General features: G+C 41.6%; 8 protein-coding genes. 3 read left to right on the top strand and 5 right to left on the bottom strand.

Translation table 11 applies throughout. The annotated features are described in order from the left end of the window. Nucleotides 1-61: 61 nt before the first annotated feature. Entirely contained in the window at nt 62-1,465 is a 1,404-nt protein-coding gene (gene dnaB, locus JMX93_RS05015) for a replicative DNA helicase (RefSeq protein ID WP_192520311.1), read from the bottom strand. Nucleotides 1,466-1,812: 347 nt separating this feature from the next. Between dnaB and pdxA the strand changes: the two genes are divergently transcribed. Beyond that, nucleotides 1,813-2,904 carry a 4-hydroxythreonine-4-phosphate dehydrogenase PdxA gene (pdxA, locus tag JMX93_RS05010; protein WP_499204279.1) on the top strand — a complete coding sequence of 364 codons (1,092 nt, stop codon included), beginning with the start codon at nt 1,813-1,815 and terminating at the stop codon, nt 2,902-2,904. Nucleotides 2,905-3,116: 212 nt separating this feature from the next. Here the strand turns inward: pdxA and JMX93_RS05005 are convergent, their stop codons facing one another. Both JMX93_RS05005 and gad read right to left on the bottom strand, forming a co-directional pair. Further along, the gene (locus JMX93_RS05005; RefSeq protein ID WP_499204047.1) at nt 3,117-4,904 is read right to left on the bottom strand and encodes an aspartate:alanine exchanger family transporter; all 1,788 of its coding nucleotides are present in this window, start codon (nt 4,902-4,904) and stop codon (nt 3,117-3,119) included. A gap of 9 nt (nt 4,905-4,913) precedes the next feature. Next, nucleotides 4,914-6,293 (bottom strand): glutamate decarboxylase, encoded by a 1,380-nt coding sequence (gene gad, locus JMX93_RS05000; RefSeq protein WP_193012286.1) that lies wholly within the window; start codon nt 6,291-6,293, stop codon nt 4,914-4,916. Between the two features lie 1,553 nt (nt 6,294-7,846). On the opposite strand from gad, the gene rsmA reads away from it, so the two are divergent. Both rsmA and JMX93_RS04990 read left to right on the top strand, forming a co-directional pair. Further along, entirely contained in the window at nt 7,847-8,710 is an 864-nt protein-coding gene (gene rsmA, locus JMX93_RS04995; protein ID WP_499204046.1) for a 16S rRNA (adenine(1518)-N(6)/adenine(1519)-N(6))-dimethyltransferase RsmA, read from the top strand. 113 nt (nt 8,711-8,823) lie between these two features. Continuing rightward, complete coding sequence (locus tag JMX93_RS04990; RefSeq protein WP_499204045.1) at nt 8,824-9,666, top strand: symmetrical bis(5'-nucleosyl)-tetraphosphatase; 843 nt, start codon at nt 8,824-8,826, stop codon at nt 9,664-9,666. A 102-nt stretch (nt 9,667-9,768) separates the two neighbouring features. Here the strand turns inward: JMX93_RS04990 and JMX93_RS04985 are convergent, their stop codons facing one another. Both JMX93_RS04985 and JMX93_RS04980 read right to left on the bottom strand, forming a co-directional pair. Next, nucleotides 9,769-12,249, bottom strand: a complete 2,481-nt coding sequence (locus tag JMX93_RS04985; RefSeq protein WP_193012289.1) for a site-specific recombinase — start codon at nt 12,247-12,249, stop codon at nt 9,769-9,771. 377 nt (nt 12,250-12,626) lie between these two features. Next, nucleotides 12,627-14,411 carry an acyl-CoA dehydrogenase C-terminal domain-containing protein gene (locus JMX93_RS04980; protein ID WP_496191631.1) on the bottom strand — a complete coding sequence of 595 codons (1,785 nt, stop codon included), beginning with the start codon at nt 14,409-14,411 and terminating at the stop codon, nt 12,627-12,629. Between the last annotated feature and the right edge of the window lie 291 nt (nt 14,412-14,702).

Below are 14,702 nucleotides of genomic sequence, written 5' to 3'. Positions count from 1 at the left end.
GGCTATTTTGTTAAAAAGTACTTATTAGCTTATGATTAAGCCTTAGTCTTTATAAGATTGGTTACTCATCATTCTCATAACTGACGTTTTGATAGTATTCTGGCGTTAGGTTAATAAAGCGGGTAAATTGCCCTTCAAAGCCCAAACGTATAGTGCCGATAGGGCCGTTACGCTGTTTACCAATAATGATTTCAGCCACGCCTTTATGATCTGAGTTTTCATTATAAACCTCATCACGATAGATAAACATAATCAAATCGGCATCCTGCTCAATTGCACCCGATTCACGCAAATCCGACATGATAGGGCGCTTATTAGGACGGTTTTCTAGACTGCGGTTAAGCTGCGACAAAGCAATAACAGGGCATTCAAGCTCACGTGCTAGCGCCTTGAGACTCCGTGAAATCTCAGAGATTTCTCCAACACGGTTGCCATCTAAGTTTGGCACTTTCATCAACTGGAGATAATCGACGACGATGGCGCCAAGTTTGCCATCATGATTTTTGGCGATACGGCGGCAGCGTGAACGCATTTCAGAGGGTGGCAGCGCTGTACTATCGTCAATATAAAGGTGCTTAGATTGCAAGTGTTGAATGGCGTTCATCATTTTTGCCCATTCGTCTTCATTCATTTGCCCAGAACGCAGATGCGTCTGATTAATTGCGCCCCATGAGGACAGCAAACGCATGACGATAGACTCAGCAGGCATCTCCATTGAAAACACCACAACAGGCAGATCTTCATTGAATAAAATCCCTTCCGCCAAGTTCATGGCAAAGGTGGTTTTACCCATAGAAGGACGGGCGGCCACAATGATTAAGTCACCTGCTTGTAGACCTTGCGTTTTATTATTTAACTCAGCAAACGGTGTCTGTAAACCAATCATGCCATCAGGATTGGATTTTAGCTCTTGAATCTTATCAATAACGTTGGTCAAAACAGCAGTAATACCCACAGGTCCACGCTGTTCGGCGCGTTTGTTATGTTGCTCATTGATGCTAAATATCTTACCCTCAACACTGTCTAAAATATCACTGACGGTCTGGTCTTTAGGGTTATAGGCGAGCGTGAGCATCTCATTGCCAGTCGTGATCAATTGGCGTAGAGTAGATAACTCACGTACGCGCTGGGCATAGGCGGTCAGGTTAAACAAGGTCGCAGGGCTTTGGCTCAAAATATCTGCCAAGTAGCTATCGCCGCCTGCACTTTTAAGGAGTTTTTGTGCTTCTAGCCAGTCGTGTACCATGACCGTATCGTAGGGTTCATTCACTGCCGCTAAATGGGCAATAGCATCAAAAATATACTGATGTCGCCCTGCATAAAAATCATCTTTGGTAACGATATCAGCAATCTTGTCGTACGCCTCTTCGATACTCATTAAAGACGCGAGTAATGCCTTTTCAATATCGATATTGTGCGGCGGTGTCTGATTGAGTAAGTCGTCGGTTTTTTCGTTGTCTGCCATGAGTGCCTAATGTGTCAAAAGTCGATATAAAAGAGGGTGTAAATGTGTATTTGATATAGGAGTTTAATTGGGTGCTGATACAGCAAATAAAATGCCACGCGCCACTATAATTGAAGTACCAAAACCTGATCTCGGTGTTGACTGGTAAATGCTATAATGAAAAGCGAAAGTTTAACACATAATGTGCTTTTTTCGGCACCGATAGACAACTATCTATCCTCGATGAGGATTATGATAAGTCAAAAATTATCTATACAATATAAGTGTCAGCACTTATTTTTCCCATAAAAAATACAATAAAATTCAAGACTTAATATGAATATAAAGGCGTAGTTACTATGCAAGATATACAAAAAAAATTGCCACTATTAATAACAACTGGTGAGCCTGCTGGTATAGGGATGGATATCGTGCTGCTATTAGCGGCTGAGAGTAAATTGCAGGATTTTGAACGCCCAGTTTGGGTCACCGCCGATAGCACCGCTATGACAAAGCGCGCAGATGAGTTGGTTGCAGCTGGCGTGCTGACAAATTCACCTATCTGGCAAACTATTGATATGGATGTCGACGACTTTAATTTTAACTTTTTAGAGCAGATGTCGCAGCAAAATACTGACGTTGATAAGGCTTTTATTCTGCTTAATATATCTTGTGCTGAACCAGTTGTTTGCGGGCAAATTAACACTCGCAATTCGGCAATGGTCGCCAAGCAGTTAGACATTGCCCATCAGTTGGCAACTAATAAAACAGTTGCTGCTATCGTCACTGGACCATTGCAAAAGTCCGCACTGATAGATGCTGATATTAAACTGCTCGATGGCACTATGTTTAGCGGTCATACAGAGTTTTTTATGCAGCAAAGTGGCTGTGATAAAGTTGTCATGATGCTCGCCAATCAAGCAATGAAAGTTGCGCTCGTCACTACGCATTTAGCGTTAAAAGACATCCCTGCTGCCATCACCATGGATAATGTACGCCAAACGGTACAAATTGTCATTGATGATATGCGAGAGAAGTTTGGCTTAATACAGCCACGTATTTTAGTCTGCGGTCTCAATCCACATGCAGGCGAGGGCGGGCATTTGGGTACGGAGGAGATTGAGATTATCAATCCCGTGTTACACGAGTTTATCAAAGCAGGCGTCGATATATCAGAGGCGATGCCAGCGGATACGTTATTTACCCCAAGGCATTTAGCGAACTGTGACGCAGTGATTGCCATGTATCATGACCAAGGGTTGCCAGTGCTAAAGTCGCACGGTTTTGGTGATACGGTCAACCTAACCTTAGGACTGCCTTATATTCGTACCTCTGTCGATCATGGCACGGCGCTAGATTTGGCAGGACGCGGCGGTGCGAGCGCGACGAGTTTATACCAAGCACTACTGATGGCTAATGAGATGGCGGATAAGTTGCTTATTAATAGACCTTTTGCATAATTCGGTGACTTAGCAAAATTTATGATGCAGTACTGGATAACTTTAGTGTGAGCCATGACTATTTGGCCTAATATGAGTGGTTCAATTATATCAGTCTATTTTAAGTGGTCTATTAATTGATTTAGAGGTCAGTTTTAATGGTTCCGTTGGGGGTATGCTTTAAATAGACTGATTTGAAATCATCTTTGGCTACTAACTTCAGTCCTAAAAACTCAAGATAAAATTATTGAAATATAACCACCAATCAAAGCTAAAACGGTCGTAAGTGCATAACTGACAGGATAAGGTATAGCAGCGACTGAACTTTTTGACTCTTCCATAATGGCATTTAGTCCAGGTGTACTATTTCTAGCACCAGTTACGGCACCATCAGCAATAATTGAGTTAAGTTTAAAGAATTTTACCCCTATCCAGAAGGCAATGAGCGGTGGTATTAACGCACCTGCTATTCCGATTAATGCTAGCCATAATAGAGTATCACCATGTAAGGCTGTAATGACTTTAGGCCCAACATTGGCTGCTAAAACCGCTACAAAAACGTTTAAACCAAAATCTTGCAAGAAGCTCCTGGCGCCTTCATGTATTGGACCACCAAACTCAGGGTTACGACTGCGAAAATAACTAACGGCAATCCCAGCAAGAATACAACCTGCTGAAGTTCCTAGTGCAAATGGGATACCTGCAATTCGGACCGTTATAATACCGACTAAATATCCAATAACCATCGCAACGGCGAGATAAATTATTTCAGACTTCATGGTTGGTAATATTACTCGTCCTCCCAATCGTTTTCCTGCCATTTTTAAGGCCACATCCGGACCTGCTAATCTAATCACATCTCCGAAAGAAATCTGTGTTTTAGGACCTAAAGGGATTTCATTACCTGCTCTAAATAAAGCTTGAACCGTGACGCCTCCTATTCCAGACTCGCTGAGGTCATCAATATTTTGACCTGAAATATCATGAGAGCCAATATGAATATCTGCAACTTCTATAGGAACATTGCGGGCCAATTGATCATCAGATTCAGGTCCGATAAGCTCATTGTCTACAAAAATCAAATCGTGAATATTGGCTCTAACTGTAACGATATCGTTCAGTTGAACGATAGGATCGTCTGATAACTCTATAATCGCGCCATTTCTAACCAAACGTAAGATAGGCGCTTGCGGATATTCTTTGACTAACGCTGAGATGCTTTTGCCAAGAATGTTTTTGTGAGTCACATAAAAGGCGCGTAAATCATACGGTGAAAAACCCAGCGTTAATGCCTGAGGTGCTCCAGGTAAAGGGTCTGTCGCACCGCCATTATAATCAGCTTCAGCTGCTTTAGCCTCTTCAGCAGAGTTGTAACCAAAAATCTTAGGTAAATAGCGAATGAGTAAAATGATACCAACAGTGGATAGGACATAGCTAACGGCATAGGCCGCGGCCATATTGGCACCAACTTCTTCTGCTGTTATCCCTGACGGTGGTATATAGGCGCCACTCGATAAAGCGCCTTGCCCCACTCCTAGTATGGCCGTTATGGTATAGCTGCCAGAGATAAGTCCTGTTGCGTATCCAGGTGCTAAACCTGCAAACTTTGCCCCAAAAAAGCAGATAATCCAGTTTAGTGACCAGACAATGACGCCAATACTAATGAATGCCAAACCGCCTTTTTTTAATCCAGAAAAAAACTGAGGTCCAACTTTAAGCCCTAACGCATACATAAAGAGGAGCAGCATAAAGGTTGAAAGAACCCCCGGTATGGCATAAGTAATACCATAAACAGATTGTGCAATCATCGAAAGCACAACCCCCACCAGCAAAGTACCTGCTGTTGACCCTAAAGAGATATTCTTGATGCTACGATTACCAATATAAGTACCTACTGCTAATGATAACAAGATAAATACTATGGGCTGAGTATCAAGTAGTTGAAAAAATCCATGTAAGCCTGAAGCAGTAACAGGCTCTATCTTATCGAATATTTGACCGACTACAGTAGGATTACTCATAACGCTCTTCTATGTGTGATGAAAGGTACGAGTAGAGCTAGAATGTGAAACTGGATGCGCTTTATAGTATTCAACAGCTGCTTTAATATCACGCAATAACAACGCTGCCATATCTCGACTGATACCATGACGAATTAGAATACGTTGAATGACGGTATCCTGACGATCATTTGGTAGTGGATAAGAGGCTATTTGCCAACCATGCTGGCGAACTTTGTCAGATAAATCATAGAGATTAAAACCCCAGTCTCCTTCTTTTAAGGTGTAACTAAGGGCGGGTAAACCACCTCGTCCATCATAAAACATTTCGAATGGACCTAACTTTGAGATTTCATCTGCTAACCATTGAGCGGTATCTACACAGGCTTGTTGAACACCTCTATAACCATCAAATCCTAATCGTAAAAAATTATAGTATTGCGCAACAATTTGACCACCTGGTCGAGAAAAGTTAAGCGCAAAGGTTGCCATGTTTCCACCTAGATAATCTACATAGAATATCAAGTCTTCTGGCAAGTCTTCTTTTGAGCGCCAAACCACCCAACCGACACCTAGTGGTGCTAAACCATACTTATGACCACTGGCATTAATAGACTTCACTCTATCAATACGAAAATCCCACTCAAGGTCAGGTTGAGTGAAAGGTGCTATGAATCCACCCGAAGCGGCATCTACATGAATAGGTATGTCCCATCCTTTTTCGTTTTGAATCTTATCTAGCTCTTTCGCCATAGCAGCGACATCTTCATACACACAGGTGTAAGTCACGCCTAATGTAGGAACGACGCCAATGGTATTCTCATCAACATAGTCTTTTATTTTTTCGGGATTTGTACCAACCTCATTACCTTCAAGTGGAATTTGGCGAAGTTCAACATCAAAATACCGCGCAAATTTATGCCAACAAATCTGTACCGGCCCAACGACCAAATTAGGTTTTGAAGTATCTAATCCTGCTGATTCACGTTTTTGACGCCAACGCCATTTCATGGCTAATCCACCAAGCATGCAAGCCTCTGATGAGCCAGTAGTTGAGCAGCCAAGGGTAGTCTGAGATTGTGGACTATTCCATAAATTCGCTAAAATATGAACACAACGCGCTTCAATCTCAGCAGTCTGTGGGTATTCATCCTTATCAATCATGTTTTTATCGACACATAAGTCCATGAGGTCATGAACCTGATCTTCCATCCATGTCGTACAAAATGTAGCCATATTCTGCTTGGCATTGCCATCGAGGAGTAGCTCGTCTTTTATAAACTGGGCAACAATTTCTGGCTGGGTACTTTTTTGAGGCAACTGAAATTTATTGAGTAACGTATTACTCATTGGATCTTCATAAGCATCTTCGCCAATAGGATCTACCCGTTTTCTGTTATGTAAAGGCATAATCTAACGCTCCATTATGTGATTGAAACATCATTGTTTGTGTCGACCTACATATATTAGACGCCTCTGAAAATTCAAAATATGTTGTTCTATTGTTAATTTAAATTTACATAACCGTTGTTTTATTGTTAAAAATAGTGATTTATTATATTAAACAAATATTTAATTTATCTAACTAAATTAAGTACTATATGGAACTCTAATCAAAAATTGTTAAGTAAGCCTATGGGCTAGCATGACAGCAGCCTCACAATGGTCTTTGAACTTACAATATTTTGTTCAAGCGCTCATAATGGCCGGTCTTGGAATTGTCGGAGACTTAACACTGTAAGAGATTATGATGAAAAGAGTAAACCGTACCTCTAAAATCAGATAAAGCGTTGTTAGTATACTTATGGAAGCATCAAATCACTCCACCACCACAGGGATAGCCATTTAAGCCATTGTCTCTAAGATGGAGGTCTCTGAGACCCTTTTAGCATGGATTTTCAACGGTTATACAAGCTTAAAGGTTCGATGAGTGAACTAAAGAACTTGAACGTGAGAATAGAGAGATAAAGTAAGACAAAAAAATAATCCGAAAAGTCATTATTTTTTTGCCTAGACGAGCAAAATACTACTATCAGGGCTAAACCGCGTCTGAAGGTGTAGTAGTTAATTAATTTTAGACAACGACTAATATGCTTAGATTAAGTCATGCTTTAAATTTATTAGTCTGAATTGTTGATTGCGTTAAATTCTGCGTTAGTAACGATCTGTCTATGCGCTTTAAAGAACTTAATCACGCGCTCATTATTATCAATAAATCCCTGAATAATTTCGGGATAATCCAATATTCTAACATCAGCCGCTATGACGTCTTTAAATGCTTGCGTAAAATGGGTATCATAGGCGCTTGAATTAAGTATTTGATTGTATTAATTATTTATTATTCTGATTTCATATTGTATTAGAAAGTCATCTGAACCGCCTCGATATTGTCGGGACGGTTCAAAAAAATTTAGAAGGTTTTATGGAGTGTTATCTTGGTAAAAACCCAAGAAATATATTACTTAGAAATCTCAACGATTTGTTCCAAGTTGCTTATGAAAAAAGAACGGGAGTATTCTTCTTTTAATTAATCAGACTATTTTAAGATAGTAATTCTCCAAGTTTGTTTCTACGGATTTGAAGGCAAGGGTCACTAAGCAGTTAGCGGTGAATTTTCGTAATCATTAAGCTAAGCTCATTAAGTGCACTCAGATGAATGCTGATTCAATATAAAAGTCTATACCCATTGGAATCACTTGGGCTACAGCCAAAGGTTCAAGTCCTCACTAGAGAACCGTATATATCATCAAAATTATAGCAAATGATTTGTAAACTAAAAATACTGTATCGATTGCGCTAAGATATAGGTGATTTACCGCTAAAACATCTCAAAAATACAGTGTAATTATGAGCTGTGCTATAATTTCGTCTTACAAAGCCAGAAAATAAAAGCGCATATAAAACCAGTATATTGTTGCCATAGCGCTATAGTCCTTTTATCTTTTACTCATTAAGACTTTTTTATGTCCAAAACTACATTTGATGCTCAATCCATTTCTAACAGCCTACGCGCTGCCAAACACCAACCGCGTAAGCGCTTTGGTCAAAACTTCTTACATGACCGTAGTGTTATCCGTGAGATTGTTGAGAGCATTCGCTTAAAGCGTGATGACAATTTAATCGAGATTGGGCCGGGGATGGGCGCGCTGACGGAACCGCTATTGGCAGAAGTCGATGCGATGACCGTGGTAGAGCTCGATCGTGATTTGGCAGATAGCTTGCGTATTCGTATCGGTGCCAACAGTCATCCAAACTTTACGATTATCAAAGACAATGCCATGCATGTCGATTATCGTGAGCTGTATAGCCCTGAGCGCGGCAAGCTACGTGTGGTCGGCAATTTGCCGTATAACATCTCGACGCCAATACTTTTTCATTTACTCAGTTATGCTGATGTGATTCAAGACATGCACTTTATGCTGCAAAAAGAAGTGGTCGAGCGTATCACCGCTGACGTCGGTAGCAAGACTTACGGTCGCCTATCTGTCATCATGCAATATCATTGTGATACCGATTATTTATTGACCGTACCACGTGGTGCTTTCAATCCACCACCAAAAGTCACCAGCGCAGTCTTTCGCCTAACGCCGCATATCAATAAGCCTATCGTGGCAGAAGACGAAGAGTATTTTGCGATTGTGGTACGCGAAACCTTTAACCATCGTCGTAAAACGTTACGTGCCATCTTTAAAAAATCAACCTTGCTGCCAACGCTGAGCGAGGACGATTTTGCGGCTTGCGCTATCGACCCACAAGCGCGTCCTGAAGTCTTAAGTGTGAAGGATTTTGTGAATTTGAGCAATCAGGCACGTAAAGTAGAGGTTTAATTAACCTATTAATCATTAATCGTCAAAAGTATGTGTGTAGAAGCTATGATGTAAAAATCATGACAGTATACAATTTTTACATAAAGAACATCACATAAAAGCATAGAGGTATTATGAGTTTTCGCCATCAGTATGTCATCGGTGACCTGCAAGGTTGCTATGCGGCATACCTGCATTTACTTGAAATATTAGATTTTGATCCTGCGCAAGACAAGCTATGGTTTGCAGGTGATTTGGTGGCACGTGGTGAAGACTCGTTAAGTACATTGCGTCATGTCAAAGCACTTTGTGAGCAAGGCGCCGCAGCGACAGTACTCGGCAATCATGATATTAATTTGATCGCTGTCTGGCGCGGTGCTGTAAAGATTAAGAAAAAGGATCAGACAGCACCTATTTTTGCTGCCGATGATTGTGATGAGTTGCTGGAATGGCTGCGTCATCAGCCGGTATTGGCTTTTCCTAATGAGCAGACGGTATTGGTACATGCTGGCATTCCGCCGCATTGGACGGTTGAGGCAGCGGCTAACTATGCGCAGCAGTTAGAGTCACAACTGCAAAGTAGTTTAAAACAGCTGGATCGTTTATTGCCGAATTTCTATAGTAAGACTGCTGATGACTGGCATCCAAATATTAATGGCTTTACCAAAATGCGCGCAATTGCCAATTACTTCACTCGTATGCGGCTATGCAAACAAGACGGCACGCTAGAATTTAGCTTTGCAGCAGGGTTAGAAGCGTTTATGCCAGAGGGTTTCCTGCCTTGGTTTGAATGGCAAGTACCGCGCACGCGCAAGATATTATTTGGTCATTGGGCAGCGCTGAAAGGTGAGGTGGATTTACCGTATGCGCGTGCACTTGACGGCGGCTGCGTTTGGGGTAATGATCTCTTGGCGTATCGCTTGAGCGATGGCAAAATCATCACGTCAAGTACGCATTGCTTACAACCAGAAACATAATATCAAGGCATGTCCTCATTTCTATCTCCATTTTTAAAATGAGGACATGCCCTAGCTATCTGACTTAGACAAACGATTTCTTAAACCACCAAAATCTTCCCATTAACTGGGTAGGTTTGGTGGTTTTTTTGGTTTAGGCAGTGATGTTTTAGCATCGCCCGCGGCCTTGCTTTCAGGGTTGCTATTATCGCTTTCATAATGGGCAGTCGTCTCATTATCCTCATGAAATGCTCTATGCGCTTTGTCATATTGAATATCACTGCTATAAGGGACGCTATTGAGCTCCTCATCTATCAGCCCATCATCGAGTTCAATGGTTTTTTTAGTGCTGATATGATTGGTGGTGTTGTGTGTTTCCCGACTTTTTAGCAGAGGATCAGCGTCACCATTTGAGATATTATTATCGTAATCTATGTCTGTGATAGCCTGTTCATTATGCATGCTTTTTTGCTTAGATTTAGGTAGGATTTTTACATCAGACAAACGGCGCACAACATAGTTATTAGGTATAGGTTGTCCGCCTTTATGAGCGCTGGTATCGTCAAAAATCATATGTCCTTGGCTGTCGATACGAGCATACTTCATAGGCTTATCACGTGGCCAGAAAAAGTCAGAAGGATGGGTGAGCATGTGACTAAAAATCTGCTTGGTTAAACGGCTCCACTCAAGGAATTTAACTTCTTTAGAGCGCAGTGCCACAAATAAGGCGAGTGAGAAGCTTACCATGAGGTTTACCATACCGATGAGGGCAACCCCCAAAATAGAGACAAAGACAATCTGCCAATCCCACTGGTTGGCGGACATATTAAACAGCCCATGCGCTAGATTGGCTGAGGCAAATGCAATATGGCGTATATCAATCGGTAAGCCAAATAAATAGCCAATTGTTGCGGTACTACCTAAGAACACCCCGAATAAGAAATTGCCCATAATGGCGCCAAGATTGGCTTCTATAAAGCCGCCTAAACGCTGCAACCAAGATTTGGGTAATACATATTGAAGTAGCTTATGGCGCTGAATACGGGCACCGATTTGGTTATAGACTGCCAAGTTATCATAGTAACCAGCGATCAGACCTGATAAAAATAAATACACGCCAGCGATTGCTGCATGGGGTAGTGCCAGTGAATGAAAGGGGTCAAGATCATGCAGTAAGTGTGCAGCCTTGTCGGTATTAATCATCGGCGCGCCGGTATATTGTAACCACGCAAAAGAGATAATCAGGGCAACTGGTATTGCTAGCATGATATTACCCATAATCGCCACAAATTGGGTACGTAAAATATCGACCACCAACTCTGATAGCTTATTTAACTGGTGTGATTTTTTGCCAGAACTGTCCGAGATGGTAGAGGCGATTGCCGCTGCTGTCATGGCTGGCTGCTTGGTGGCGACCGTCCCATGAACGATATGGATGAAAACAAAGCCCAATCCATAAATCATGCTATTTACAAAGGCGCGTCCCATCGGTGCGAGGGCTAGGTTATAGGCCAATATCTTCAGCGTTGCCATAAAAGCAATGATAAAACCACCGATAGATGCTTTTTTGAACATTTTTTGATAGCCCGCTTTATCGGTACTAATATAATGTTCGCCGACGCGGCTGGCGTTTTCGGTAACTTTGCGTGACAACAGCTTGGTATTATTATCAATCAAATAGCCAATACTATAGCGACGGCTGGCAGTGGTAATCAGCGCTTGAATCAGCTCAATGATTGCCTGATCGCGCTTATCATAATTGTCTGCTACCAGCTCAGTTAAGATGCGCATACGCTGCAAGCTTTGATCTAAGCGTAGCATCATATTGGTTAGGCGAATAGAGATACCGGTTTTATAAATCCGCTTGCGTATGGTGGCAACGATATCTTCGCATTGTTCAATCATGACCAATAACGGCGCTGGGTCCACCGCTTTTTCAGGAGTAATGTCCGTTAAAGTATCAAGTTCATGAGCTTCACGGTACTGATTGACATACAAGACCGCTTCTTGATTTTGTGCCACAAATGATGCTGAATAATTCAGCATTTGCGGATAAAATTCCATCAAATCCGGGTGCAAGCCAATGCCGCTGATACGATAGGATAAAATGATAATGGCGTTCAAAATACTGTTTTTTGCCGTCGCCACTAAGTTTAAATGCTGCTTATCGACTTTGAGTAGCTCGACCAGCTCATCCCATTTGTCTTTTTCAATATTGGCAAGCCAGCGCTCATCAGAGCGTTTATCAAATAAATAACCGACCAATTCTACGACAGAGTCTTCTTGTGGCAATAGCGGTAAAAAACGATGCCCGATAAGGCGGCGCAGGCTATTAAAAAACCCTTGATCTGACATGATGCCAGTATCGGTATATAAAGCAATTTGACGATATTCAATAATAAGTTTTAAGACAAAACTTGACAGCCCATCTGCATATTCTGGATGTTGACGTAAAATATCAATCAGATCTTGAATGTTTTGATTGGCTAACGCAGGCTCTTTATCACTCACGCGTAGCTCATCGATTAAGCGTTTGAGTACCGCAGGATCTGGCACATCACTTAAGGCAGTAATCTGTTGTAAAATGTGTTTTATTTCTGACACATTGCATCCCTTGTGGTGGTTATTTCAATCATTGTCATTATTCAGTATATGCAAGGATATATTTTATTTTAGTGATTATTGTATTTATCAATGCCGTGATATTTTCTATATTTAATTTAAAGCTCGACAATTTGCAGTCTGTTAATTTAAGAGTTAGGGATATTGGTATTGATCTCAATGCTTATGACCATGCGCTATTTTAATCGTAACAACGCATGGGCGGTTAACTATTTTGTTAGCAGTTATTTTGTGGCGCTCATTATATTAATTGTTGAAACGATTATCGTGATGATATTTTTGGCAAAAAAAAGGACAGTAGCGTGACTGTCCCTTTTATCGTAGTGCGGTATGGTTTACTTTATTATAAAAGTAAAAAATTAGCTAGCAGGTACGTCAAAGTAATTCAGATCAAAATTCATCATTGGATCACTACCTGCTTGAACCATCTGCGCATGAGCATCAATGCGTGGCAAAATACGGCCGACGAAATAATCGGCAAGCTTGGCTTTATTGGTATAAAAATCACCTTCTTTACCGTTAGCTGCTTCAACCATCAGGGCAAACATGTATGAATAAGCTAGGTAACCAAAGGCATGCATATAGTCCACTGCACAGCCATTTATCTCATTTTTACGTTCACTAATATTGCTAAGCACGGTCGTGGTTAGCGCTTCAATTGTATCAGCGGCATCTAGTGTGGCTTGCTTAATACCATGATCCGCTTGCATGTTATTGACAAAATCACGAATTTCACCCAAGAAATGCGTGACATACTTACCATTATTACGAGCGACTTTGCGACCTAGTAGGTCAAGTGCTTGAATACCATTGGTGCCTTCATAAATCTGGGCAATACGGGTATCACGAACGATTTGCTCCATACCCCATTCGCGGATATAGCCGTGACCACCGAATACTTGCTGACAATCAATAGTAGCTTCTAGTGCTTTGTCGGTCAAGAATGCTTTAGCCACTGGCGTCAGTAGAGCAACACGTGCGGCGGCAGCTTGAGCGGCTTCTGGATCGGTACTAAACTTCTCTTCATCAAGATTTTTGGCAACGTACATGGCAAAGCAACGTGACGCTTCGGTGTTGGCTTTGGCATTCAATAGCATACGGCGCACATCGGCATGATGAATGATGGCATCAGCTGGTTTTTCTGGACTTTGCAGCTGGGTATCGCTACGACCTTGACCACGATCATTGGCATATAGCGCTGCGTTTTGGTAAGCAAGCTCAGAACCACCAAGGCCTTGTAAGCCCATGGTCACACGCTCATAGTTCATCATAATAAACATTGACGACAGACCGGTATTTTCGGCACCAACCATCCAACCTTTAGCATTATCGAAGTTCATGACACAAGTGGCTGAGGCTTTGATACCCATTTTATGCTCGATAGAGCCGACTGCTAGGGTGTTACGCTCGCCCAAGCTTCCATCTGCATTGACCAAAAATTTTGGTACGACAAATAGTGAAATACCTTTTGAGCCTTCTGGTGCATTAGGGGTTTTTGCTAACACCAAATGAATGATGTTTTCGGTTAAGTCATGCTCACCGCCAGTAATGAAGATTTTGGTACCAGAAATGTCATAGCTGCCATCATCGTTAGGCACGGCTTTGGTCTTGATGATACCCAAGTCAGTACCCGCATGTGGCTCTGTCAAACACATGGTGCCCGCCCACTCGCCGTTGTACATTTTTTCTAGATACGTTTGTTTTTGTTCTTCAGAAGCGGCTGCATTTAGACAAAGCGTCGCGCCAACGGTTAGGTTAGGGTAGAGGGCAAATGACTGGTTGGCAGTGAATACCATCTCTTCAGTCAGCATGGTCACCATCTTTGGGAAACCTTGACCACCATATTCAGAATCACCACTGAGGCCAACCCAGCCTGATTCAGCATACTGCTTATAGGCTTCTTTAAAGCCAGTAGGGGTTGTGACGACGCCATTACCTTCAAAGGTTGCGCCTTCTTCGTCACCGCTGCGGTTGATTGGCAAAAGAATGTTTTTTGACAGTTTTGCCATTTCTTCCAAAATCATATCGACTGTTTCCATGTCGACATGAGCTAAGTTTTCGTTGTTTTGCCAAAATTTAGGCGCGTTAAATACATCATTTAAGATAAAGCGCATGTCATTCAGAGGGGCATTATAAACAGCCATAAACATTCCTTTGGTTTAAATAAACAAAATTGAAGTTGTTAAAGATATGAATTGTTCTTTTGGTCTAACTTTAGTGGTTAATAATCAAAGTTTAGCAAATAAGCTTGCGCACGGGTGTGTTTCTTCGTGAATTGTGCGTACACCAAAAGTATTGATAAAGGATAGCCTTTATAAAAATAAGATTGGATTTTTTGAAAGTGTTGAGTCTATTCGTTATTAATTTTAATAGCGCTAAGAAAATCGGCAACACACCTGAGTATGTTGCCGATAAAAAGACAGTATTAGAAGTGA

The organism is Psychrobacter muriicola 2pS (assembly GCF_904846535.1).
GTDB lineage: Bacteria > Pseudomonadota > Gammaproteobacteria > Pseudomonadales > Moraxellaceae > Psychrobacter > Psychrobacter aquimaris.
This window is presented reverse-complemented; position numbering and strand designations above follow the sequence as displayed.

Excerpts from the sequence above, each read along its gene's own strand:
- dnaB (WP_192520311.1), bottom strand. The coding sequence starts at position 1,465 with ATGGCAGACAACGAAAAAACCGACGACTTACTCAATCAGACACCGCCG.
- JMX93_RS05005 (WP_499204047.1), bottom strand. The coding sequence starts at position 4,904 with ATGAGTAATCCTACTGTAGTCGGTCAAATATTCGATAAGATAGAGCCT.
- gad (WP_193012286.1), bottom strand. The coding sequence starts at position 6,293 with ATGCCTTTACATAACAGAAAACGGGTAGATCCTATTGGCGAAGATGCT.
- rsmA (WP_499204046.1), top strand. The coding sequence starts at position 7,847 with ATGTCCAAAACTACATTTGATGCTCAATCCATTTCTAACAGCCTACGC.
- JMX93_RS04990 (WP_499204045.1), top strand. The coding sequence starts at position 8,824 with ATGAGTTTTCGCCATCAGTATGTCATCGGTGACCTGCAAGGTTGCTAT.
- JMX93_RS04980 (WP_496191631.1), bottom strand. The coding sequence starts at position 14,411 with ATGGCTGTTTATAATGCCCCTCTGAATGACATGCGCTTTATCTTAAAT.